Below are 23,487 nucleotides of genomic sequence, written 5' to 3' on the forward strand. Positions count from 1 at the left end.
GGCCGTGACCTCGGTGGAGGCCGCCCGGGAACTGCTGCGGGAGTTCCCGGTCGTCGACGGCCACAACGACCTGCCCTGGGCCCTGCGCGAACAGGTCCGCTACGACCTCGACGCCCGTGACATCGCCACCGACCAGAGCGCCCATCTGCACACCGACCTCGCGCGGCTGCGCGCGGGCGGCGTCGGGGCGCAGTACTGGTCGGTGTACGTGCGCTCCGACCTGCCCGACGCGGTGCCCGCGACGCTGGAACAGATCGACTGCGTACGGCAGTTGATCGACCGCCACCCGGACGCCCTGCGCGCCGCGCTCACCGCGGCCGACATGGAGGCGGCGCGGGCGGAGGGCCGTATCGCCTCGCTGATGGGCGCGGAGGGCGGGCACTCCATCGCCAACTCCCTCGCCACACTGCGGGGGTTGTACGCGCTGGGCGTGCGCTACATGACGCTCACGCACAACGACAACAACGACTGGGCGGACTCGGCGACGGACGAGCCGAACGTCGGCGGTCTGTCGGCCTTCGGCCGTGCGGTGGTCGGGGAGATGAACCGCGAGGGCATGCTCGTCGACCTCTCACATGTGGCTGCCACGACGATGAGGGACGCGCTGGACACCTCGGTGGCTCCGGTGATCTTCTCCCACTCCTCGTCGCGCGCGGTGTGCGACCACCCCCGCAACATCCCGGACGACGTCCTGGAACGCCTCGCGGGCAACGGCGGCATGGCGATGGTGACCTTCGTGCCGAAGTTCGTGCTCCAGGCCGCCGTGGACTGGACGGCCGCCGCCGACGAGAACATGCGGGCCCACGGCTTCCACCACCTCGCCACCACCCCCGACGCGATGAAGGTGCACCGCGCCTTCGAGGAGCGCACCCCGCGCCCGGTCGCGACGGTGTCGACGGTCGCCGACCACCTCGACCACATGCGTGAGGTCGCGGGCGTCGACCACCTCGGCATCGGCGGCGACTACGACGGCACGGCGTTCACCCCGGACGGCCTGGACGACGTCTCCGGGTACCCGAACCTGATCGCCGAGCTCCTCGACCGCGGTTGGTCCACCTCCGACCTCGCCAAGCTCACCTGGCAGAACGCGGTCCGGGTGCTGGGCGCGGCGGAGGACGTGGCGCGGGACCTTCAGGCGACCCGGGCGCCGTCCAACGCGACGATCGAGTCGCTGGACGGCTGAGAGCCGGTTTCGTACAGGGCGGGGTAGTCGGTGTAGCCGGCCGCCCCGCCCACGTACATCAGATAGCGGTCCCGTACGGGGTTCAGCGGCGCCCCGAGCCGCAGCCGCTCGACGAGGTCGGGGTTGGCGAGGAACGGGCGGCCCAGGGCGATCAGATCGGCGCCCGCGTCGAGCAGCCGGTGCGCGGCGTCGGTCACGGGCCCTGTGGCGAGGTCGCCGAGCACCGGGTTGGCGATGAGGGTGCCGTGCCATTCCTCGCGGATCCGCCGGAACGCCGGAGCCTCCGGATCGGCGTGCACGACATGCAGATAGGCGAGGTCAAGGCGGTTGAGCCGGGCGACCAGCGCCGGGTAGAGGTCCGCCGTGTCGCCCTCCTCGATGCCGTTGACGGTGAGCCCGGGGGAGAGCCGTACGCCCACCCGCTCGGGTCCGACCGCCGCGGCGACGGCCTCGACGACCTCCACCGTGAACCGGATGCGGGCGTCGACGGAGCCGCCGTACGCGTCCGTGCGGCGGTTGGTGTTGCCCGCCAGGAACTGGTGCAGGAGATAGCCGTTGGCGGAGTGCACCTCGACGCCCTCGAAGCCCGCCTCGACCGCGTTGCGCGCGGCGGTCGCGAAGTCGGCGACCGTGGCGTGGATGTCGTCGAGGCTCATCTCCCTCGGTGTCACGGCCTGTTGATGACCGTCGGGGGTGAAGACCGTGTCGGGGAGCGGGACGGGGGAGGGGGCGAGCGGGGTGTGCCCGCTGTTCGCCGGGTGACCGACCCGGCCACCGTGCTGGAGCTGGAGGAACATCCGGCCGCCCGCCTCGCGCACGGCGTCCGTCACCCGCCGCCAGCCGGCGATGTGCGCCGGGGTGTGGATCGCGGTGATGTTCGGATACGTCTGCCCCACCGCGTTCGGCGTCGAGGCCTCGGCGACGATCAGGCCCGCGGTCGCGCGCTGGGCGTAGTACCGTACGCTAGAACCTGACATCAGTGTCAGATTCAAGTCGAGGTGTCCATGCGGATCGGTGAACTGGCCCGGCGCACCAACGTCAGCGAACGGTCGCTGCGCTACTACGAGACCCAGGGACTGCTCGCCGCCGACCGCACCCCCGGCGGGCACCGGGACTACCCGGAGGCAGCCGTGGACCGGGTCGTACGGATCCAGGAGCTGTTCGCGGCCGGGCTGCACAGCGAGAAGATCCGGCAGCTGCTGCCCTGCATGCGGGACCGGGACGGCGGCCCCTCCGTCGTCGCCACCCCGAAACTCGTCGCCGACCTGGCGCAGGAACGCGATCGCATCGACCGCATGATCCGCGATCTGGAGCGGTCCCGGGACACCCTCGACGAGGTCATCCAGGTGGCCCGCGGAAGCTGACCGGCGTACCCCCGAACGCCCCATCCACCAGGAAGCCCTCGGTACCCCGTGCGACCGTGACCGTACTGCTGATCATGCCGCCGATCACGACGTACGGGAGCACGCCATGGCAGACCTCCAGGACGAACTGGACACCACGACCGAGGTCGGCACGCTCGACGGCCTGACCGACCCCTTCATGGCGGAAGAGCCCTACGCCCCCGTCTCCGACCCGGACACCGGCCCCCTGGAGCGCGCGCACGCCATCCTCGCCGCGCACCCCGTCGCCGACGGCTACAGCGGACTGCCCTGGGCCCTGCGCCACCTGCCCTGGTTCGACCTCGAACTCGGCGAGAGCTCCGTCGACACGGACGTGCCCCGGCTGCGCGAGGGCCATGTGGGCGCGCTGTTCTGGTCGTTGCACCTGCCCGAGAGCATCGGCGGCGACCGGGCCGTGGCCGCCACCCTCGAACAGCTCGACCTGGTACGGACGGTCGTGGGCGCCCACCCCGAGGGCCTCCGCCTCGCCCACACCGCCGGCGAGACCGCGGACGTACGGCACTGCGGCCGGGTCGCCGTCCTGCTCGGCCCGGCCGGCGCCGCCGCCCTCGGCGACTCCCTCGGCATCCTGCGCTCACTGCGCGCCCTCGGCCTGCGCGCCCTCACCCTGTCCGGCGCCTCCTGGGCGAGCGAGGCGGGCCTCACCCGGTTCGGCGAGGAGGTGCTGCGCGAGATGAACCGGCTCGGCGTCCTCGCCGACCTCTCCGGCGCCTCCGCCGACACCGTCCGCCGCGCGATCGCGGTCTCCAAGGCGCCGGTCGTGTGGACCCGCTCCGCGGCCCGCGCCCTGCGCCCGCACCCGGCCAACCTCCCGGACGACCTGCTCGCCGAGCTGGGCGCCGCCAAGGGCCTGTGCATGGTGCCGCTCACCGCCGAGCAGACCGGCCCGAGCGTGCGGGACGTCGCCGACCATCTCGACCATGTGCGCGAGGTCGCCGGACCGGAGTGCGTCGGCCTGTCCGGCACCTACGACGCCGGCACCGCCCATCCCCAGGACCTCGCCGACGCCTCCTGCTACCCGCTCCTCGTCGCCGAGCTGCTCCGCCGCGGCTGGGCCGAGTCCGACATCGCCCTGCTGACCTGGGGCAACGTCCAACGTGTGCTGCGCGGCGCGGACTTCACGGCCCGCGCCGCCCGGGAGCGACGCGAGCCGTCGACGGCGAAGATCTCAGACCTGGACGGGTAGCCGCCGGTGCGGGTCGATCCGGCAGAGGCAGAAGGGATGCCCCGCCGGATCGGCGTACACCCGGAAGTCGTCCTTGTCCTCGGCGTGCAGCGCCTTCGCGCCGAGTGACAGCACCTTCCGCTCCGCCTCCTCGATCTCCTCCCACGTCGAGCCCGCGTCGAAGTCGATGTGGAACTGCTGCGAGTTGCGGTCCGCGCGCGGCCACTCCGGCGGGGTGTACCCCTCGGCCCGCTGGAAGGAGAGCCGGGGCCCGCCCGGCACGTCGAGGACCACCCACTCGGGATCGTCGTCCTGCGGCGTGCCGCCCACCACCCCGGCGTAGAAGCGGGCGAGCGCCCGGGGGTCGGGGCAGTCGAGGACGACGGAACGGAAACGGGTCACGGTGGTCATGCGGATACCTCCGGGCTCAGCAGGCGCACAGGCAGAACGGGTGCCCCGCCGGGTCCGCGTACACACGGAACGAGCGCGAGCGGTCCTCGGCGTCCAGCGCCTTCGCGCCGAGCGCCAGGACACCCTTCTCGGCGGCGTCCAGGTCCTCCACGGTCAGGTCCAGATGGAACTGCTGGGAGTCGTGGTCGGCGCGCGGCCACCGCGGCGGGGTGTGTCCGGGCGCGGCCTGGAACGCCAGCGCCTGTCCACCGGGCACCTTCACGTCCACCCACTCCCCGTCGCCCTCGACGGTGCCGCCCAGCACCTCGGCGTAGAAACCGGCGAGCGCGCGGGGGTCGGGACAGTCCAGGACGACGACACCCAGCTTGGCGAGAGCCATGACTTCCTCCGGTGTTACCTCTAGAAGCGGTCAACCAGTAACGGTTACTCCATGCTCCCGCACAAGAGGTAACGTCGCAAGCATGAGTGAGAGATCGGCCGCCCCCGGGAGCCTGGCTCTGGTCGAGTCCCTGGTGAACACGCTGGACCTCGAGTCGGGCGCCGACGCCCTCGACACGGCGGACGGCCGGGCGCGCTTCGGGCTCACGGAGGAGGACGTGCCGGGAGCGCGCGAACTGCGCGAGTCGCTGCGGGCGACGCTGCTGGCCCACGCCGGGCATCCGGCGCACGCCGCGGTCACGCCCCTGGGCGAGCTGCTGGCGACGGCGCCGCTGCGCGTGACGATCGACCCGGCGGACGGCTCCGCCGACCTCACGGCCGCCGGCCTCGCGCCCGCCGGCCTCACGGCCGCCGAGGAAGCGCCCGTCGAGGAAGCGTCCGCCGACGAAACGCCCGCCGAACCAGCGCCCGTCGACGCGGGGCGCCTGCACTCCCGTGTCGCCGAAGCCGTCGCCGCTGCCCTGATCGCCGGGACCTGGCAGCGCCTCAAGTCCTGCGAGGCCGCCACCTGCCATTGGGCGTACTACGACCGCAGCCCCGCCGGACGCGGCCGCTGGTGCTCGATGCAGGTGTGCGGGGCGCGCGCGAAGATGCGGCGCTACCGGGCCAAGTAGTTCACCGGATGCCGCACAGGCAGGTGGTGCAGAATGCAACAAGACGCCGGTTCGGCCGACTGAGCCTCGGCCGAACCGGCGTCGCCTTCCGGGGAAGGGATCAGGCGGTCGGCCGGCCCATCGCCCGGTACGTCCATCCGGCCTTCCGCCACAGCACCGGGTCCAGCGAGTTCCGCCCGTCCAGGATCAGCCGCACCGCCGCCGCCTCGCCGAGCGCCGCCGGGTCCAGCTCGCGGAACTCCCGCCACTCCGTCAGATGCAGGACGACATCGGCGCCGCGCACCGCCTCCACGGCCGAGTCGGCGTAGCCGAGGGTCGGGAAGAGCCGGCGGGCGTTGTCCATGCCCATCGGGTCGTAGACCGTGACCTGACCGCCCTGGAGATGGATCTGCCCGGCCACGTTGAGCGCGGGCGAGTCCCGGACGTCGTCCGTGTCGGGCTTGAAGGTGGCACCGAGCACCGCGACCCGCTTGCCCAGGAACGGCCCGCCACCCAGCGCCTGCCGCGCCAGCTCCACCATCTGCCCGCGCTGCCGCATGTTGATCGAGTCGATCTCCCGGAGGAACGTCAGCGCCTGGTCCGCGCCCAGCTCACCGGCGCGCGCCATGAAGGCACGGATGTCCTTCGGCAGACAGCCACCGCCGAAGCCGATCCCGGCCCGCAGGAACTTCCTTCCGATCCGGTCGTCGTACCCGATCGCCTCCGCCAGCTTGGCCACATCGCCGCCCGCGGCCTCGCAGACCTCCGCCATGGCGTTGATGAACGAGATCTTGGTGGCGAGGAAGGAGTTCGCCGAGGTCTTCACCAGCTCGGCCGTCGGGAAGTCGGTGACCACGAACGGCGTGCCCTCCGACATCGGCGTCGCGTACACCTCCCGCAGCAGCCCCTCCGCCCGCTCGCTGCGCACCCCGACCACGATCCGGTCCGGGTGCAGCGTGTCCTGCACGGCGAAGCCCTCCCGCAGGAACTCCGGGTTCCACGCCAGCTCGGCGCCCGCCCCGGCGGGGGCGTGGTCCGCGAGGTAACGGGCCAGCCGGTCGGCCGACCCGACGGGCACGGTGGACTTGCCGACGACGAGCGTGGGCCCGGAAAGGTGCGGCGCGAGCGAGGCGACGGCGGAATCGACGTACGACATGTCGCACGCGTACTCGCCGTGCTTCTGCGGCGTGTTGATGCACAGGAAGTGCACATCGCCGAAGGCGCCGACCTCGGCCCAGTCCTGGGTGAACCGCAGCCGCCCGCTCGACCCCTCGATACCGGCCACATGCTTGCGCAGCAGCTCCTCCAGACCGGGCTCGAACATCGGGGCCTCGCCCCGCTGGAGCATGGCGATCTTCTCCGGTACGACATCGAGCCCCAGCACCTCGAAACCGAGCTCGGCCATGGCCGCCGCGTGGGTCGCGCCGAGATAGCCGGTGCCGATCACGGTGATCTTGAGGGCCATGGATGCTCCAGAGGTGGACGGTGTTCGATGCGCTGACCGAGCATAGTCGGGGCGTGCGAGCCCGCCCCTCCGGGCAGCCTTCGGGGGCAGCTTTCCACCTGTCGCCAAGCTCACGTATCACTCCCGTGGGCGGCCCTCTAAAATTTGAGTTACTTAACGGTAATTAGCGTCGACCACCGCAGCGCACTGGGAGCGTGAGACACCTTGGCCGGATCGGCTGACTTCGACCTGTACCGCCCGTCCGAGGAGCACGACATGCTCCGCGACGCCATCCGCTCACTGGCCGAGGCGAAGATCGCGCCGCACGCCGCAGCGGTGGACGAGGAGGCCCGCTTCCCGCGCGAGGCCCTTCAGGCACTGGTCGCGAACGACCTGCACGCCGTCCACGTGCCCGAGGAGTACGGCGGCGCCGGCGCGGACGCCCTGGCCACGGTGATCGTGATCGAGGAGGTGGCGCGCGTCTGCGTCTCGTCCTCCCTGATCCCGGCCGTGAACAAGCTCGGCTCCCTGCCCGTCATCCTCTCGGGCTCCGAGGAGCTGAAGAAGAAGTACATGACCCCGCTCGCCAAGGGCGAGGGCATGTTCTCCTACTGCCTCTCCGAGCCCGACGCGGGTTCCGACGCGGCCGGCATGAAGACCCGGGCGGTCCGCGACGGCGACCACTGGATCCTCAACGGCGTGAAGCGCTGGATCACCAACGCGGGCGAGTCCGAGTACTACACGGTGATGGCGGTCACGGACCCCTCGAAGCGCTCGAAGGGCATCTCCGCCTTCGTCGTCGAGAAGTCCGACGAGGGCGTCTCCTTCGGCGCCCCGGAGAAGAAGCTCGGCATCAAGGGCTCCCCGACCCGCGAGGTCTACCTCGACAACGTCCGCATCCCCGCCGACCGCATGATCGGCGAGGAGGGCACCGGCTTCGCCACGGCGATGAAGACCCTGGACCACACCCGCATCACCATCGCGGCCCAGGCCCTCGGTGTCGCCCAGGGCGCCCTCGACTACGCCAAGGGCTATGTCCAGGAGCGCAAGCAGTTCGGCAAGGCCATCGCCGACTTCCAGGGCATCCAGTTCATGCTGGCCGACATGGCCATGAAGATCGCCGCCGCCCGCGCCCTGACCTACCAGGCCGCGGCCGCCTCCGAGCGCGGCGACAAGGACCTCACCTTCCAGGGCGCGGCGGCCAAGTGCTTCGCCTCCGACGTGGCCATGGAGGTCACCACCGACGCGGTCCAGCTGCTCGGCGGTTACGGCTACACGCGTGACTACCCGGTGGAGCGCATGATGCGCGACGCGAAGATCACGCAGATCTACGAGGGCACGAACCAGGTCCAGCGCATCGTCATGGCGCGCAACCTGCCGTAACGGCTGATCGCGAAAGGGGCGCCCGGAGATCCGGGCGCCCCTTTTCTCGTAGGCGTCAGTCCTCGAACCCCTCAGCCGCCCGCTTCTCCCGCAGCTCCATGATCGCGCGCCGCCGGGCCAGCCGATGGGTGCGGCGGATCTGGGCCTCCTGGTAGCGGCGCTTGTCGCGCTCGGTCTCCGGCACGACCGGCGGCACCAGCCGGGGCTTGCCGTCGGCGTCGACCGCGGCGAAGACGAGATACGCGGAGCCGACCTGGGTGGCCGGGTTCGACTCGTTCCAGCGCTCCGCCAGCACCCGCACCCCGACCTCCATCGAGGTCCGCCCTGTCCAGTTGACCTGGGCCTTCACATGGACGAGGTCGCCGACGCGGACCGGTTCCAGGAACGCCATCTCGTCCATGGAGGCGGTCACCGCGGGCCCGCCGCTGTGCCGTCCGGCCACCGCGCCCGCCGCGTCGTCGACCAGCTTCATGATCACGCCACCGTGCACGGTCCCCAGCAGGTTGGTGTCGGCGTGGGTCATGATGTGGCTGAGCGTGGTGCGCGACGCGGAGGTCGGCTTGCCCGGGATGTCGGACTCCGTCGAGGGGGCCTGATCTGTCATGGCCTCCACCTTATGCCGAGGCCTGGATCGCGGACTTTGTGTTGGGTTCGCAACAGCCGTGCCCTGATTTTCCTACGACCCTTGTAAAGGGCACAGCCCATCCCTGCACACTGGGCCCCATGAACGATTGGCCCGAGGCATGGTCCGACGAGAACCGCGGCGACCGGTACGGACGCGGCAGCGCGAGCGCACAGCCTGAGGGCGCGCGCGCCATGCGGCAGGTCCGCAGGCCCGCCTCGGGCGCGTACGGGGGCGGCCCCGGCCAGTCCGCGCCGCGCCAGTCCGCGCCGCCCTACGGCGGCGGGGTCCCGCAGCAGCCGGCGTACGGCAACGCCGGCTACGCCGACGACACCGCCGTGGACGGCTACGACAGCGGCTACAACACCGGCCAGGTCTACGGCGGTGGCGGCCCCGCCGGTCCCGGCGGCCGGGCCCGCGGTGAGCGGCCCGCGCCGAACTGGCGGCGCCGGATCAAGTGGACGGCGATCACGGTGGTGACCGTGCTCGTCGTGACGACGATCGGGACGTACTTCTGGGCCGACTCCAAGCTCAACCGCGAGGTCGACCTGTCCAAGGTCATCGACCGGCCGGACGCGGGCGAGGGCACCAACTACCTGATCGTCGGCTCCGACAGCCGCGCCGGCATGTCCGCCGAGGAGAAGAAGAAGCTCCACACCGGCTCCGCCGAGGGCAAGCGCACGGACTCGATGATGATCCTGCACACCGGCAGCAACGGCGACACGCTGATCTCCCTGCCGCGCGACTCGGACGTGGAGATCCCGACGTTCGTCGGCTCCGAGTCCGGCAAGACGTACAAGGGCACCGGCCGACACACCAAGCTCAACGCGGCCTACGCCGAGGACGGCCCCGAGCTGCTGGTCCGCACCGTCGAGTACAACACCGGTCTGCACATCGACCACTACGTCGAGATCGGCTTCGCGGGCTTCGCGAACATCGTGGACGCGGTCGGCGGCGTCGAGATCACCATCCCGAAGGGCGGCATGAAGGACACCAAGTCCGGCGCCGACTTCGAGGCGGGCAAGCAGACCCTGAACGGCGAGGAGGCCCTGGCCTTCGTCCGTACCCGGTACGCCCTCAAGGCCTCCGACCTGGACCGTACGAAGAACCAGCAAAAGTTCCTCGCGGCCCTCGCCAACCAGGTGGCGACGCCGAGCACTGTCCTCAACCCCTTCAAGCTCTACCCGACCATGAGCGCCGGCCTCGACACCCTCATCGTCGACAAGGACATGGGCCTGTTCGACCTCGCGGACATGTTCTGGGCCATGAAGAGCGTCAACAGCGGCGACGGCAAGTCCATGAACATGCCGATCTCCGGCTCCACCAACGGCAACCTCGTCTGGGACAAGGCGAAGGTGAAGACGCTGGTGGACGAGTTGAAGAACGACGAGAAGGTCACCGTCTCGGGCAACTGAACGACGCGGCTCAGGGCACCCCACCGGGTGCCCTGAGCCGTTTCAGGCCGAGGGCCTCACATCGTGGCGCCGGCCATCGTGCGACACATCTCCGCGCAGCGACGACACGCCTCCGCGCAGCGCATCATCATCGGGTCGTCCGGCATGGCCATACACGCTTCGGCACACATGTCGCACGCCTTGGCGCACATCGCGCACATCTCCGCCGACATCGGCGAGCGGCGCATCATCATGTCCGCGCACATGCGGGTCATCTCGGAGCAGTCCAGGAGCGCGCGCATGATCTGCATCTGGGCCTGCCCGCCCATCTGCATGCAGGAGCTCATGGCCTCCTCGCACATGCTGTGGCAGGACATGCACGCCTCGACGCAGTCCTGCATCTCCTTGCTCATGGCGGCCGTTCCGGTCATCGCGGGCTTGGTCATGGCTCCTCCTCGGGGGGTCGCGGAGCCCGGGGCGGGCCCCGTGTGCGTTTCCGTCCTACGCCCGCCCGCCGCCCGGCGCCATCGGGCGGACGGTAATAATCCGGAACGTAGTCGACGTAATCACCCCGATCCGGGCTGTTACGACACCGGTCGCCGCCGCGCCGCCATTGGGGTTACGGCTTCCTGCCCACCCCGGCGAAGTGCGTGACCTCGGCGATCTCGTCCTCCGGCCCCTCCGGCCGCCAGCGCGAGCAGGAGACGATGCCGGGTTCGAGGAGCTCGACGCCCTCGAAGAGGCGGGCGAGGTCGGCGCGGCTGCGCAGGGTCATCGGGGCCGAGCCCTGGCTGTTCCAGTACTCCACCGCCGACTTCATCGCCTCGCCGTCGACCTCGGTGGTGGGGTGGGAGATCACCAGGTGGCTGCCGGAGGGCAGGGCGGCCAGGAGCTTGCGCACGATCGCGACCGCCTCGTCGGTGTCCATGACGAAGTTGACTATGCCGAGCATCGTGACCGCGACCGGCTGGGTGAGGTCGAGGATCTCGGCGGCGCCCCGCAGGATCGCCTCCGGGTCGTGGACGTCGGCCTCGATGTAGTCGGTGGCCCCTTCGGGCGTGCTGGTGAGCAGGGCGTGCGCGTGGGTGAGGACGAGGGGGTCGTTGTCGACGTAGACGATCCGGCACGAGGGGTCGACGCGCTGGGCGACCTCGTGGGTGTTGTCGGCGGTGGGCAGACCGGTGCCGATGTCCAGGAACTGCCGTATGCCCGCCTCCGCGGCGAGATAGCGGACGGCGCGGGCCAGGAAGGCGCGGTCGGCGACGGCCGAGCGCGGCAGGGCCGGGACGAAGGACAGGATCTGGTCGCCGACCTCCTCGTCCACGGGGTAGTGGTCCTTGCCGCCGAGCCAGTAGTTCCAGATCCGGGCCGAGTGGGACACGTCGGTCCGCAGCCGGGCCATGCGGGCGACACCTTCGTCACGGGGCACTGCGGGGTCGGACATGGGTCTGGTCTCCTTCGGGCGGCACTGACCGGACGTGACCGGTCTGGATGCGCACCAAACTAGACACAAGTCATCAGTCCTGGCCGGAAGTTGACCGAAGTTCCGGACTTTCGGCGGCTGTGCCTACACACAGCCCACCTCGTCGCCCGTCACCACCCCGAACTCGCCCTGGTACGGGTCCTCCGCCCGCACCTTCCGCACCTGCCTGAAGTCCGCCCCGGCGATCACCTTCAGCATCGCCCCCTGCCCCGGCACGGGCCGCAGCTCGCTGCCCGGCAGGGCCGCGGCGAGGGACTTGGCGGAGCGGTCCCAGCGGGGGTCGTAGGCGATGACCGTGCGCTTGACCGTGCGGTTCGCCGAGGTCACCGGCTGGTGGGTGGTGCGGAAGCCGGTCGCGGCGAGCTGGGCGTCGACGCGCTTGCCGAGCCCGGCGGTGGCGGTGCCGTTCTCGACCTGGACGCGGATCTGCTGTGGGGCGACGGCGACCCGGACCGCCTTGCTCTTCGGCTTGTGCACGGCCAGCGGCTCGTCGTCGCGCAGGGCCTGGAAGAGGCGGCCTGCCTTCTTCGCGTCCCACTTCAGGGTGGAGCCGACGCCCTTGACGACGTACCCCATCTGCCCGATCGGGACCGTCGTGAACTCGGACGACGAGGGCGAGAAGTTCCGCATCGCCCGCCCCAGATCGAGGAGTTCGCCGGTGCCGAACTCCTTGTCGGCCCGCACCGAACCCAGCACGGCCCGCGTCACGTCCCGGAACTTCATGGGGTTCAGGAGGATGCCGGAGGAGGTCGCGCGGTCGATCAGCGCTGCCATGAAGCGCTGCTGGCGCTTCATCCGGCCGAGGTCCGCCGCCCCGTCGATGTGCCGGGAGCGGACGTACTGGAGGGCCTCGCCGCCCATGAGGGTGTGCGAGCCGGCGGGGAGGTCGAGGCCCGTGTACGCGTCCTTCAGCGGTTCGGTGGTGCAGATCCGCACGCCGCCGAGCACGTCCACCGTCTTCATGAAGCTGGTGAAGTCGACCTCCAGATAGTGGTCGATCTTCACGTGCGTCATCGTCTCGACGGTCCGCACGGTCAGCTGGGGGCCGCCCTCCGCGTAGGCCGCGTTCAGTTTGACGGGGTGGCCGTGGTGCTCCTCACCGGTGGTCCGGTCGGTGTGCGGGGGTGTCATCGCGTACGAGTCGCGCGGCAGGCTCACCACACTCGCCCGCTCCCGGTCCTCCGAGATGTGCACGATCATGATCGTGTCGGTGCAGTGACAGGGGGCGCCGCCGAGGCGGTACTTCTGCCGCTCGGCCTCGGTGATTTTGTCGCGTCCGTCGGTGCCGACCAGCAGCACGTTCATGCCGTGCCCGGCTCTCGGCCGGTTCTTCATGTCCTTGAAGGGGTCCACCCGCGCGATGTCCGCGTCCAGGCTGGAGAGGACGCCGTGCCCGATGCCGGCCGAGGCGAGGATCACCACGGAGAGCGTGGTCACCGCCCGACCGGCCCAACGCGGCTTCCGCCGTCGTACGGGTGGTTTCGGCCGCGGCCGGGGCCGGGCGGCGGCAGGGGAGCGGCGGGGCGGTGTGGACATGGGGGGCACCTCCGCGGGGACCGGACCTGAGGGCCTTACATGGGATCTTCAGCACCGTAGGCCGATACGATCTGCGGCCCGGGGCGCCGCCCCGACCGGGGCGCACCGGTGTCCCCCGTTCGCGGTAACGTGAGCCCCCTATGAACGCCAAGCCCGACGTGCAGCTCCCCGCCGTTTCTGTGATCATGCCCGTCCTCGACGAGGAACGGCATCTGCGCGGAGCCGTCCAAGCGATCCTCGCGCAGGAGTACGCCGGCGAGATGGAGGTCGTGATCGCCCTCGGTCCTTCCAAGGACCGCACGGACGAGATCGCCGCCGAGCTCGTACGGGAAGACCCCCGCGTCCACACCGTCCCGAACCCGACCGGCCGCACGCCCGCCGCCCTGAACGCCGCGATCAAGGCCTCCCGCCATCCGATCGTCGTCCGCGTCGACGGCCACGGCATCCTCTCGCCGAACTACATCGCGACCGCCGTACGGCTCCTGGAGGAGACCGGCGCGCAGAACGTCGGCGGCATCATGCACGCCGAGGGCGAGAACGCCTGGGAGGACGCGGTCGCCGCCGCGATGACCTCCAAGATCGGCGTCGGCAACGCGGCCTTCCACACGGGAGGACAGGCGGGCCCCGCCGAGACGGTCTACCTGGGTGTCTTCCGCCGCGAGGCCCTGGAGCAACAGGGCGGCTACAACGTGGAGTTCATCCGCGCCCAGGACTGGGAGCTGAACTTCCGCATCCGTGAGGCCGGCGGCCTGATCTGGTTCTCGCCCGAGCTGCGGGTGTCGTACCGCCCGCGCCCCTCGGTGAAGGCGCTGGCCAAGCAGTACAAGGATTACGGCCGCTGGCGGCATGTGGTCGCCCGCTACCACTCCGGCTCCATCAACCTGCGCTACCTGGCCCCGCCGGTGGCGGTGTGCGCGATCGCGGCCGGCCTCGTGGTGGGCGCGGCCCTGACCCCGCTCGGCTTCGTGATCCCGGGCGGCTACCTCGCGGCGATCGCCCTCGGCTCGCTCCCGGCGGGCAAGGGGCTGTCCCTGAAGGCCCGCCTCCAGATCCCGGTCGCCCTCGCCACCATGCACATGTCGTGGGGGTACGGATTCCTGACCAGCCCGAGGTCACTGGCGCGGAAGGTCATCGCGTCGCGGCGGCCGGCGGTGTTGACGGAGGCGTAACGGCGCTGGACTGGCCGAAGGCCCCCTTCCGGACTGCCGGGAGGGGGCCTTCGCCATGTGCCGGAAGGGCTCAGCCGCAGTGGAAGTAGCCCGACGGGGGGACGTGGTCCTGAAGGAAGTTGGAGCCACCGTTGGGCTTCCACATGTCGAGCTCGAAGGCGATGCAGGTGTTCCTGCCATTCACCTTGACGGGGCCTGCCTCGTAGCTGAAGTTGCCGTTGTCGTTGTCGTGCCCGCCGGCCTTGGACCACAGGTCCAGGTTCATGCGGGAACTGATGCCGTAGTAGGAGCCCGCCTTGACGGACCTCGCACAGTTGTAGGTGCCGTCCCAGTACAGGTAGGTCGTGGCGACGTGCGGGTGCGAACTCACCGAGTAGTCGTAGTGGTTGATCTGGTCGATCAAGGTCCCGCTACAGCCGGCGGTGGCGGCGGCGGACGCGGTGGGGGCGACGGCCATGGGGACAGCGACGCCCAGGCCGAGGGTCATCGCCGCGGTGGCGATCCAACGGGTGGTTCTGAACTTGACGTGCTTGGACATCAGTGGGAGACCTCTCATCTCGAGACGCAACGGCTTGAAAAGGGGGCCTCAGCCGCAGTGGACGCCGTAGTCGACGCGCGTGTAGTTGGAGGCCGCGGCGCCGCCCCAGTCGATGCACCTGCCGGCGGCGGAGACATAGAGCGGACCCGCGTAGTAGCTGTACGTGCCGTAGTCGACCTCGACGCCCTGCTTCCACACCGTGTCGGTGCGGTGCAGCCGCAGACGGGCGTCCAGGACCGTGGGCGTGCCCGTCCTGTCCGGGACCGTGACGACGCAGTTCTTGCCGGTGGAGCCGCTGTACGTGAGGTAGGCGGTTCCGTCACCGACGTCCATCGTGTCGATCACGCTGTAGCCGGACCCGCAGGTACCGGCGTAGGTGGCCGCCGAGGCGGTGCCGGTGGCGGCGATCGTTCCGGCTGCGGCGAGGCCGATGACGGCCGCGACGGAGCCAAGTCGCTTCATCTTGAACACGTTTGAATTCCTGTCGGTGGTGGGGCTCAGCCGCAGTGCACGTTGTAGTTCACATGCCAGGTCTCGGTGCCTGCGTTGCCGCCCCAGTCGATGCACCTGCCTGCGGCGGAGGCGTAGACCGGGCCCGCGTAGTACTTGAAGAAGCCCGCGTCGTACTCGCTGTCCGCCCAGTCGAGGTTGGTGCGGTGCAGCCGCACTCGGGCGTCCAGGAGCATGGTGGTGCCGGGTGTGTCGGAGACGGTGACGACACAGTTCTTGCCGCTGGAGCTGCTGTAGGTGAGATAGGCGGTTCCGGTGCCGACGTCCTTCGTGTCGATCACGCCGTAGCCGGATCCGCAGGCGCCGTTGTAGGAGGCCGCCGAGGCGGTGCCGGTGGCGGCGATCGTTCCGGCGGCGGTGAGGCCGATGACGGCGGCGGCGGAGCCGAGTCGCTTCATCTTGAGCATGTCTGAGTCCTTGTCAGTGCGCGGGCGGGTTCAGCCGCAGTGGTTGAAGCCACCGGCCGGAACCCGGTCCTGGAGCATGTCCGCGCCGCTGGTGCTCCACATGTCGAGCTCGAAGGCGATGCAGGTGTTCTGGCCGTTCACCTTGACCGGGCCCGCGTAGTACTTGAAGTACCCGCTGTCCGGGTCCGCGCCGCCCTTCTGGCTGTAGATGGTCAGCGACATGCGCGAGCTGACGCCGTAGTACGAGCCGACCTTGTCGGCGCGGACACAGTTGTAGGTGCCGTCCCAGTACAGGTAGGACGTCGCCACGTGGGTGCCGCTGTAGTTGTAGTGCTTGAGGGTGTCGATGACGCTGCCGGAGCAGCTGCCCGACGCGGCCGAGGCGGCCGGCGCGGTGGCCACGGGGCCCGCCACGGCGACACCGAGCAGGACCGTGGTGCTCGTCAGCCAGCGGGCGGCCTTGGACTTGAGGATGCTCATGTCGGATTCCGTTCTCAACCGCAGTGGAAGTAGCCGGAGTTCGGCACGTGGTCCTGGATGATGTTGTTGCCGCTCAGGTTCCACACGTCCGTCTCGACGGCGATGCACCGGCCCTTGCCGTAGAACTTGAAGCTCGCGTAGTAGAGGTACTGGCCGTCGTCACCCGGCGAGACGTAGCCGTCCTTGTCCGTCCAGGCGTCCACGGCGATACGCGACTTGACGCCGTAGTAGGAGCCCTGCTTCACGGCGGCGACGCAGTTGTACGTGCCGTCCCAGAACAGATAGGTCTTGGCGTACGTGGTGCCGTTGTAGGTGTTGTTCCAGCTGTCGATCTGGGACCCGTTGCAGCCGTAGGTGGCGGCGCTGGCGGCCGGAGCCGTGACCAGCGAGTAGCCGGCGATCGCGGACAGCATCATGACCAGAGACGTGACGGATCTGGCCGCCTTGCTCTTGAGCTTCAACTTCTCCCCCTGGAGCGCCTGTTGCTTCATTCGTGGTCGAAGAGCGCTCAAGATCCTGTCATGTTCAAGTAACAAATATGACCACGGTGTAAAGCATTGGCCAGAAATTGATCACCCTGGCCGAAAGCGCTCTCAGGGGGGAGGGGGCTGCTACCAGGTGTAGTCGGGATCGACGTGCATACAGGCCTTGGTGTCCGCGCCGTTGAAGGTGTCGTCCGACTCGGGCAACGAGTCGTCCTCCTTCGCGGCCTTGTACTTCGTCCCCGAGCGCCAGTCCGCACCGACGACCAGCGTGACGCCGGAGACTTCCGTCGACTTCTTCACCGAACTCATCGGGATTCCGAGGGACTTGGCGACTCGCTGGGCGTCGCCCTCCAGGTCGGCGCTCGGATAGCGGACGAGGGTCTTGTCCTCGCTGAGGATCACCGAGGAGTCCGCCTCGGACGCGGTGAAGCCCTTGCCGACGAGCAGCTCGGTCACATCGGTGGCACGTCCGCTCGCTGCCGCCTGCGTACTGGTCCGGGTGCCGTTCTGCACCTGCACGGCGATCTTGTCGTCCGCGGCCGCCGGATCGTCGGAGGTCTTGTCCTCCGTCGAGGTCTTCTTCTTGTCCTTGCCGTCGAGCGCGATGTCCTCACGGACGAGCCGGAAGACCTTCTCGGCCTCCTCCGGCTTGGGCACCACCCGGTTGCCGTCCGAGGCGTACTGCCACGGCATCGTCGTCATGGTGATGCGCTTCGTGGGGACCTTCCGCAGTTCCTTGCTCAGGTCGTACAGCTTGGTCACGGTGCCGAGCCCGTCGTCCACCGTCACTGCCTCGGTGGCCGTCTCGGCGAGCTTGCGCAGCTTGTTCGGGCTGCTCAGAGTCGCGTTCTCACGCAGTTCGCGGACCATCGAGTTCATGTACTGGTGCTGGGCCTTGGCCCGCGCGATGTCGGTGCCGTCCTCGAAGCCGTACCGGGTGCGCAGCCACTGGAGGGCCTGCTTGCCCTTGATGGGCGTGGTGCCCTCTTCCAGCCGCAGGCCGGAGCCGTGACCGGTTCTGGTGTGCGAGTAGATGTTGGCGTCCACGCAGACCGGTACGCCGCCGATCGCGTCCGCCATCGACACCACACCCGCGAAGTCGACCATGATGAAGTGGTCGATGTGGATGTCGGTCAGCTTCTCCCAGGTCGCCACCGTGCAGCCGGGGCCGCCACGACCGAGGGAGTCGTTGGTCATCGCCGAGGTGAGCGCCGAGTAGACCTTGTCGTTGTCGGGGTCGGTGCACTTCGGTATGTCGAGCAGGGTGTCGCGCGGCATGCTGACGACCGACATGTTGGAGCGGTCCGCCGAGAGGTGCAGCAGCATCTGGACGTCCGCACGCGGCGCGGTGTTGTACGTCTCCTTGGCGCCGCCGAGCTTCTGGTTCTCGGCGTTGTCCCGGGCGTCCGAGCCGATCAGCAGGATGTTCAGCGGCGTCTGACCGGCGGCGTTCGCCTCTGTCTTGGCCGCCCTGTCCTTCTCGTCGCCGATGTTCAGGTCGTCCTTCTTGATGTTGCCGTTGAGGTGCCGGTAGTAGAGGTACCCGGCGCCTGCGGTGCCGACTATCACCACCGCCAGCACCATCGCCGACCAGCGCAGGAAACGCCGGCTTCGCCGCCGGCCGCGGCCACCTCTGCCGCGCCGTCCCCTGCCGTGTCCGGCGGGCGGCTCCGTGCCCTGCGGTGTGAGAGACATCGTGTCCTCGACCGCGGGGACCTCTCCGCGCACGCTCTGCGCCAATTCCCTGTCCTCCCCACCCTGCGGACTGCCGAGCCTCCCCAAGCCCGACGACCGGCCTTTATGCCTCGTCCGCCTGGTCGGAAAGCGTACGCGAGAACCACTGTCGAATGCGGTGTCGAATTCCGATCGAGCTCTCGGACGTGAGCACGCTTCATCATTCTGCAGGGAGTTAGGAGTTTGCTGTGGGGTGCGACCTCGGCTCACACCCGCCGGGCCGCACCCGCCGGGTCAGTTGCAGCCCATGGCGTTGCTGGTCCATGTGAGCTCGGGCGAGGTGAGGCGGAGGTAGACGCAGGTGCTGGGTGCGTAGACGTACACGGGACCCGCGTACTTCGTGTAGTTGCCCAGGTCTTCGTGCCAGCTGCCACCGGCCGCCCTGATGCCCATGCCGATGCCGCTGGACCTGCCGTAGTCGGTGTTGTTGCTGTCCTTGACGTTGACGGCGCAGTTGTAGCCGGAGGACGGGTTGTAGAGCAGGACGCTCCAGTAGTACTGCTTCGGGATGCCCATGTCGCCGGCGTCGACGGTGACCGTGTACCCGGATCCGCACACCGATCGCGCCAGGCTCACGACGTCGCTCCTGGTCGACGCGCTCGCGTTCGTCGCCAGGGGGGCGACGACGAGGGCCAGTGCCGAGAGCATGACGGCGGCCAGTCTTCTGCGCATGGGGGACTCCTCGGTAGAGCGGGAAAGATCGTCCGGGTGATCTCACCATCGAACACGCGTCGCAATGTTGCTGTGAGGCCCCTGTGACCATTAACTGATCATGGAATGGCTTGTTCCGGGTGCCCGTGATCGCGTCCACCGCGCGCTTCACGGGCCACCGCTGCCCGCCGACGGTTACCAGCGGTACCGCTGGTACACGTCCATGCACTGATCGCTGTCCGCGCCGTTCATCTCGTCGGCGTTGCTCGGAAGGTCCCCGGCCTTCGGGGAGGACTGCTTCGGATAGGTCGTACCCGAGCGCCAGTCGGCGCCCACGACGACGGTGACACCGGAGACGTCGGTCGACCTCTTCACCGAACTCAGCGGAATTCCCAGTGACTTGGCGACCCGCTGGGCGTCGCCCTCCAGGTCCGCGCTCGGGAACCGCACCACGGTCCGCTCCTCGGCGAGCGCCGCCGAGGTGTCCGCCGAGGCCCGGGCGAAGCCCTTCTGCACGAGCAGCCCGCTGATCGCCCCGGCCCGCCCGGAGACCGGACCGAGCGTGGTGGACCTCGTCGCGTTCCGCACCAGGACACCGATCTGATCGTCGGCTGCCGCCGGGTCCTTGGAGACCCTCTCCTCGTCCGACTTCTTCTTCTCCGAGGGCGTGCCCTTGTCGTCGAACGGCACGTCGTCGCGGAGCATCTGCCACATCTTCTCGGCCCCGGCGTCGTCGGGGACGAGATGGTTCCGGTTCTGGTCGTCCTCGACGGTCGGCAGAGTCGTCATGGTGATCCGGTCCGCCGGCACGGACTTGAGCTGCATGCCCAGGTCGTACAGCTTCTTGACGCTGCCGACCTCCTCGGAGACGGTCAGCGACTTCGTGGCCGCCTCGGCCAGCTTCATCAGCCGCCCGGTGTCCGTGAAGACGTTCTGCTTCTTCAGCGTGCGGATCATCGAGTTCATGTACATGTGCTGGGCCTTGGCGCGGCCCAGATCGCTGTAGAAGGCATGGCGTGTGCGCAACCACTGCAACGCCTGCTTGCCCTTGACGTCCTTCCGGCCTGCCGTCATCTTCAGGCCGGAGCCTCCGGGCACGCCGGGCATCGGGCGGTCCCACACGTTCTGCTTCACACAGACCTCGACGCCGCCGATGGCGTCCGCCATGCTCACCACGCCCGCGAAGTCGATCGTCATCCAGTGGTCGATGTAGACGCCGGTGAGGTTCTGCCAGGTGGCCAGGGTGCAGCCGGCCCCGCCGCGGGCCAGCGACGTGTTGATGATGTCGTTGGTCGCCGGGTACGTGGCGCCCGTCTTCGGGTCCTTGCACTTGGGAATGTCGACGCGGGTGTCCCGCGGGATGCTCACCACCGCGGCACTCTTCCGGTCCGCGGACAGGTGGATCAGCATCTGCACGTCGCCCAGCGGTGGGTTGCCGCGAGTGTCCTTGCTGCCACCGAGCTTCACGTTCTCGTCGGAGGAGCGGCTGTCGGAGCCGATGAGAAGAATGTTCAGCGGGGTCTGGCCGGCGGCGTTCGGCGCGGCCTTGTTCGCCTTGGAGTCGCCGCTGCTGCGCTCACCCTTCTCGATGTTGCCGTTGAGGTGCTGGTAGTACAGGTAACCGGCGCCCGCCGTGCCCAGTATCAGCACCGCGAGCGTGGTCGCGGACCATCTGAGCGCGCGATGACCGCGTCGCGGTCGCCGTCTCCCGTGTTGTCCAGCGCCCTTCGGTCCTGAGGCCTTCGGCTCTGCGCCCTTCGGTCCCGCGCCCTCGGACGGGCTGTCGGTCCGACCCCGTCCGAGAGCGGGCTCGACGCCCGAAAACGTGCCTCTTCCCTGCCCCCGCACACTGTTCTGCGGCACCGTCCCACCCTCCCCGCCCCACACCTGACATGGCCCTGTCTTGCGTCAAGTGAGACGTGAGACAGGGCCACTTGGTGCATTCAAGATTCATCATTCTGCGGTGGGACGCGAGGCTCAGCCGCAGTGCACGTCTTCGTAGACGGCCAAGCCGTGGTCGGCCCCCGTGCCACCGCTCGTGTAGTTGAGCTCGCCGTAGATGTCGATGCAGCTGCCGGCGGCGTAGACGTACAACGGGCCTGCGTAGGAGGTGTAGTTGGAGTTGGTCCCGTCGAGCTTCCAGGTGCTGGACCCGCTCTTGCGGATGCCCGCGATGATGTGGTTGCCCCCGCCGACCTCGCTGTCGTTCGCGCGGGTGATGACGCAGTTGTTCCCGTTCGAGCTGTTGTAGTAGACGTCGATGTAGCCGACGGTGGGATTGGGGTACCAACCGTCCTTGATCGCCCAGGACTTCAGGAAACCGTAGGAGCTTCCGCAGTAGTTGACCCGGGACATCGCGTCAGCCTGTCCGGCTGAGATGCCTACCAGTCCGGCCGTCAGCAGCGTGACTGCTCCAGCCGCCGAAGTGATCCGCGTGCGCAACAGACCGCGCATAGCAACCTCCAAGGATCTCAATAGAGTTGACGCGCGATCAGTTAACCTGCGGACGCCACGGCCCGGTGATCAAGACAGTCTTTTGTGACCTTCGCCTCACGTGGGGCGGGACAGCGAACGGGCCCGCCACGCGTCCGGTTCGACGTGTGACAGGCCCGTGAGACCGCGGTCTCTCAGCTAGCGCACTTCACCTCGTTCGCCGTGGTCTTGTCCACGTTCACCGGCGCCGCGGTGGAGTTCATCTTCACCCCGGCGCCCTTGAAGTCCTCACCCAGCGTCAGCGTGATGGTCGGCAGACCCTGGGAGTTGGTGACGCTCTTGCCCGGCTTCATCATCGACCCGGACAGGCCCATGATCGCGGCCAGCCTGCGGGCCTGATCGGCCTGGTCGGGGGCGTACTCCAGCGTCGTCTTCGCCTGGGAGGCGCCGGCGTTGCCCGCGTTCTCCGACTTGGTCACGCCCGCCTCGGTCTGGAGGTAGGTGAGCTCCTCCTGGGCGCTGCCGGCCGCGGCACCACCGTTGAGGATCCGCACCCGCACCTCGGAGGCGTCCGACTTGCTGCCCTTCAGCCGGGCGGCGACGGCGGCCTTCTCCTTCTTCTCCTTGGCCTTGACCGCGGTGAAGGAGGTGTCGCTCTTGATCATGTTGAAGACCTGCGAGGCGTTCGGCTCAAGGGGCACGACGGTCGCCTTGACCACCTCGGCGGGGTTGTCCTTGACCGGGACCGTGGTGAAGGTGATGTTCTTCATCGGCACCTTCTTCAGCTCCAGGGCCACGTCCTTGAGCGTGCTGGCCTTGCCGATGCCCGTGTCGACGGTGAGCGCCTTGGTGGCCGCGTTGGCCAGCTTGATCAGCTTCGTGGGGCTGGTCAGAGTGTCGCCCGAGGTCATCTTGCGCATCAGCGAACTCATGAACTGCTGCTGGACCTTGATGCGGTCCAGGTCGCCCTGGTTGCCGAAGCTGTGCCGGGTGCGGACGAAGGCGAGTGCCTCCTCGCCCTCGATGGTGTGCTTGCCGGCCGACAGGTTCAGATGCGAGTCGGGGTCGTTGACGTCCTTGGCGAGACACACCTCCACACCGCCCACCGCGCTCGTCAGCGTCTTCACCGCGTTGAAGTCGGCCATCGCGAAGTGGTTCACGTCGATGCCGGTGAGCTCCTCGACCGTCTTCATGGTGCAGCCGGGGTTGCGGCCGAACTGACCGAGGCTGGTGTTGAAGCGCTTGTCCTGGGTGCCCGGGATGACCTTCGTGGTGCCGTCCTCGGTGACCTCGCAGTCCGGTACGTCGACGATCAGGTCCCGGGGGATGCTCATCGCGGTCGCGTTCGTACGGTCCTTCGAGACGTGCAGCAGGATGTTGGTGTCGGCGTGCCCGACGCTGCCCTTGTCGCCGTAGCCCCCGTTGCCCGAACCGGTCCGCTTGTCGGTGCCGATGATCAGGATGTTGAAGGCCTCGTCCTTGCTGAAGCCGTCGTCGGCCACGTTGCCGACGTCCTCGGTGGTGACGTTGCCTTCGAGGTGCTTCAGATACAGGTAGGCGGCTCCCGCCGTGCCGACCAGCACGAACGCCATCACACCGCCGGTCCACAGCAGTATTTTCTTGCCGCGCGCCTTCTTCTTGACCGGCCGCCGGTTGCGGCGCCCGGGCGGCGGCTCCTCCGGCGCACCACGCCGGCGACGGGGCGGCGGTACGTCACGGCCGGGGGCGTCGGCGGGCGACGTCCGTCCCGGCGCGGCCGTTCTGCCGCGCGGCGCTCCGGAAGGGCCCGCCGCACGAGAAGTCGTTCTGCTGCGTGGTCCCGGAACCGCTGATTGCGGTGCGGAAGGAGTCAGTCGCAGTTCGTATTCGCCAGTGTTCGGATTGAGCACCCACTGGTCTGCGGGGTCGATGTCGTCCGCCCGCCCACGGCCTTGCGCGTCCACGGTTGTCTCAATCCTCCGTCGGGGCCACGCGGCGCCTTCCCCCTCAAAGGCGCTCGGGTCTCGGTCTCACAGTGCACGACCT

Annotated in this window: 25 protein-coding genes; 7 read left to right on the forward strand and 18 right to left on the reverse strand. The window is 69.1% G+C overall.

The window, feature by feature from the left end; translation table 11 throughout:
* Positions 1-4 precede the first annotated feature (4 nt).
* Positions 5-1,183, forward strand: coding sequence for a dipeptidase (locus tag ACIHIX_RS29530; RefSeq protein WP_399961473.1), 1,179 nt, complete (start codon positions 5-7; stop codon positions 1,181-1,183).
* Here ACIHIX_RS29530 and ACIHIX_RS29535 read toward each other — a convergent pair.
* Entirely contained in the window at positions 1,132-2,160 is a 1,029-nt protein-coding gene (locus tag ACIHIX_RS29535; RefSeq protein ID WP_399961348.1) for an alkene reductase, read from the reverse strand. The genes ACIHIX_RS29530 and ACIHIX_RS29535 overlap by 52 nt on opposite strands.
* A gap of 27 nt (positions 2,161-2,187) precedes the next feature.
* Between ACIHIX_RS29535 and ACIHIX_RS29540 the strand changes: the two genes are divergently transcribed.
* On the forward strand, positions 2,188-2,547 hold the full coding sequence (locus tag ACIHIX_RS29540; RefSeq protein WP_399961350.1) for a MerR family transcriptional regulator: 360 nt from the start codon (positions 2,188-2,190) through the stop codon (positions 2,545-2,547).
* A 106-nt stretch (positions 2,548-2,653) separates the two neighbouring features.
* Positions 2,654-3,772, forward strand: a complete 1,119-nt coding sequence (locus ACIHIX_RS29545) for a dipeptidase (RefSeq protein ID WP_399961352.1) — start codon at positions 2,654-2,656, stop codon at positions 3,770-3,772.
* On the opposite strand, the gene ACIHIX_RS29550 is transcribed toward ACIHIX_RS29545, so the two are convergent.
* The gene (locus ACIHIX_RS29550; protein ID WP_399961355.1) at positions 3,755-4,162 is read right to left on the reverse strand and encodes a VOC family protein; all 408 of its coding nucleotides are present in this window, start codon (positions 4,160-4,162) and stop codon (positions 3,755-3,757) included. The two genes, ACIHIX_RS29545 and ACIHIX_RS29550, sit on opposite strands and share 18 nt — an antisense overlap.
* Positions 4,163-4,178: 16 nt before the next feature.
* Complete coding sequence (locus ACIHIX_RS29555) at positions 4,179-4,541, reverse strand: VOC family protein (RefSeq protein ID WP_399961358.1); 363 nt, start codon at positions 4,539-4,541, stop codon at positions 4,179-4,181.
* Positions 4,542-4,623: 82 nt separating this feature from the next.
* Here ACIHIX_RS29555 and ACIHIX_RS29560 point away from each other — a divergent pair, with 82 nt between their 5' ends.
* Positions 4,624-5,214: a CGNR zinc finger domain-containing protein gene (locus tag ACIHIX_RS29560; protein WP_399961360.1), complete on the forward strand. Its 591-nt coding sequence runs from the start codon at positions 4,624-4,626 to the stop codon at positions 5,212-5,214.
* A 100-nt stretch (positions 5,215-5,314) separates the two neighbouring features.
* Here the strand turns inward: ACIHIX_RS29560 and ACIHIX_RS29565 are convergent, their stop codons facing one another.
* Complete coding sequence (locus ACIHIX_RS29565; protein WP_399961362.1) at positions 5,315-6,658, reverse strand: UDP-glucose dehydrogenase family protein; 1,344 nt, start codon at positions 6,656-6,658, stop codon at positions 5,315-5,317.
* A 204-nt stretch (positions 6,659-6,862) separates the two neighbouring features.
* On the opposite strand from ACIHIX_RS29565, the gene ACIHIX_RS29570 reads away from it, so the two are divergent.
* On the forward strand, positions 6,863-8,020 hold the full coding sequence (locus ACIHIX_RS29570; protein ID WP_399961364.1) for an acyl-CoA dehydrogenase: 1,158 nt from the start codon (positions 6,863-6,865) through the stop codon (positions 8,018-8,020).
* A 55-nt stretch (positions 8,021-8,075) separates the two neighbouring features.
* Here ACIHIX_RS29570 and ACIHIX_RS29575 read toward each other — a convergent pair whose 3' ends face one another.
* The gene (locus ACIHIX_RS29575; RefSeq protein WP_399961366.1) at positions 8,076-8,624 is read right to left on the reverse strand and encodes an acyl-CoA thioesterase; all 549 of its coding nucleotides are present in this window, start codon (positions 8,622-8,624) and stop codon (positions 8,076-8,078) included.
* A gap of 119 nt (positions 8,625-8,743) precedes the next feature.
* Between ACIHIX_RS29575 and ACIHIX_RS29580 the strand changes: the two genes are divergently transcribed.
* Positions 8,744-10,057: an LCP family protein gene (locus tag ACIHIX_RS29580; protein WP_399961368.1), complete on the forward strand. Its 1,314-nt coding sequence runs from the start codon at positions 8,744-8,746 to the stop codon at positions 10,055-10,057.
* A gap of 56 nt (positions 10,058-10,113) precedes the next feature.
* Here the strand turns inward: ACIHIX_RS29580 and ACIHIX_RS29585 are convergent, their stop codons facing one another.
* The 3 genes from ACIHIX_RS29585 to ACIHIX_RS29595 all read right to left on the reverse strand — a co-directional run bounded on the left by ACIHIX_RS29585 (position 10,114) and on the right by ACIHIX_RS29595 (position 13,055).
* Positions 10,114-10,482, reverse strand: a complete 369-nt coding sequence (locus ACIHIX_RS29585; RefSeq protein WP_399961371.1) for a four-helix bundle copper-binding protein — start codon at positions 10,480-10,482, stop codon at positions 10,114-10,116.
* A gap of 173 nt (positions 10,483-10,655) precedes the next feature.
* Entirely contained in the window at positions 10,656-11,480 is an 825-nt protein-coding gene (locus tag ACIHIX_RS29590) for an SAM-dependent methyltransferase (RefSeq protein ID WP_399961373.1), read from the reverse strand.
* Between the two features lie 123 nt (positions 11,481-11,603).
* Entirely contained in the window at positions 11,604-13,055 is a 1,452-nt protein-coding gene (locus ACIHIX_RS29595) for an LCP family protein (RefSeq protein ID WP_399961375.1), read from the reverse strand.
* A gap of 140 nt (positions 13,056-13,195) precedes the next feature.
* Here ACIHIX_RS29595 and ACIHIX_RS29600 point away from each other — a divergent pair, with 140 nt between their 5' ends.
* The gene (locus ACIHIX_RS29600; RefSeq protein WP_399961377.1) at positions 13,196-14,224 is read left to right on the forward strand and encodes a glycosyltransferase family 2 protein; all 1,029 of its coding nucleotides are present in this window, start codon (positions 13,196-13,198) and stop codon (positions 14,222-14,224) included.
* Positions 14,225-14,294: 70 nt separating this feature from the next.
* Here the strand turns inward: ACIHIX_RS29600 and ACIHIX_RS29605 are convergent, their stop codons facing one another.
* The 10 genes from ACIHIX_RS29605 to ACIHIX_RS29650 all read right to left on the reverse strand — a co-directional run bounded on the left by ACIHIX_RS29605 (position 14,295) and on the right by ACIHIX_RS29650 (position 23,405).
* Positions 14,295-14,762 (reverse strand): hypothetical protein, encoded by a 468-nt coding sequence (locus ACIHIX_RS29605; protein WP_399961379.1) that lies wholly within the window; start codon positions 14,760-14,762, stop codon positions 14,295-14,297.
* 48 nt (positions 14,763-14,810) lie between these two features.
* Positions 14,811-15,224 (reverse strand): spore-associated protein A, encoded by a 414-nt coding sequence (locus ACIHIX_RS29610; protein ID WP_399961381.1) that lies wholly within the window; start codon positions 15,222-15,224, stop codon positions 14,811-14,813.
* Positions 15,225-15,259: 35 nt separating this feature from the next.
* The gene (locus tag ACIHIX_RS29615; protein WP_355747234.1) at positions 15,260-15,679 is read right to left on the reverse strand and encodes a spore-associated protein A; all 420 of its coding nucleotides are present in this window, start codon (positions 15,677-15,679) and stop codon (positions 15,260-15,262) included.
* 30 nt (positions 15,680-15,709) lie between these two features.
* A complete protein-coding gene (locus ACIHIX_RS29620; RefSeq protein WP_399961383.1) occupies positions 15,710-16,159 on the reverse strand; it encodes a hypothetical protein in 450 nt (149 codons plus the stop codon).
* A gap of 14 nt (positions 16,160-16,173) precedes the next feature.
* Entirely contained in the window at positions 16,174-16,650 is a 477-nt protein-coding gene (locus tag ACIHIX_RS29625) for a hypothetical protein (protein WP_399961385.1), read from the reverse strand.
* Between the two features lie 120 nt (positions 16,651-16,770).
* Positions 16,771-18,339, reverse strand: coding sequence for an LCP family protein (locus ACIHIX_RS29630; RefSeq protein WP_399961387.1), 1,569 nt, complete (start codon positions 18,337-18,339; stop codon positions 16,771-16,773).
* Between the two features lie 273 nt (positions 18,340-18,612).
* A complete protein-coding gene (locus tag ACIHIX_RS29635) occupies positions 18,613-19,050 on the reverse strand; it encodes a serine/threonine protein kinase (RefSeq protein WP_399961389.1) in 438 nt (145 codons plus the stop codon).
* Between the two features lie 174 nt (positions 19,051-19,224).
* A complete protein-coding gene (locus ACIHIX_RS29640; protein ID WP_399961391.1) occupies positions 19,225-20,892 on the reverse strand; it encodes an LCP family protein in 1,668 nt (555 codons plus the stop codon).
* A gap of 114 nt (positions 20,893-21,006) precedes the next feature.
* Positions 21,007-21,384 (reverse strand): spore-associated protein A, encoded by a 378-nt coding sequence (locus tag ACIHIX_RS29645; protein WP_399961393.1) that lies wholly within the window; start codon positions 21,382-21,384, stop codon positions 21,007-21,009.
* A 272-nt stretch (positions 21,385-21,656) separates the two neighbouring features.
* Positions 21,657-23,405, reverse strand: a complete 1,749-nt coding sequence (locus tag ACIHIX_RS29650) for an LCP family protein (RefSeq protein ID WP_399961395.1) — start codon at positions 23,403-23,405, stop codon at positions 21,657-21,659.
* Between the last annotated feature and the right edge of the window lie 82 nt (positions 23,406-23,487).

This window comes from Streptomyces sp. NPDC051913 (genome assembly GCF_044593635.1).
Taxonomy (GTDB): Bacteria; Actinomycetota; Actinomycetes; order Streptomycetales; family Streptomycetaceae; genus Streptomyces.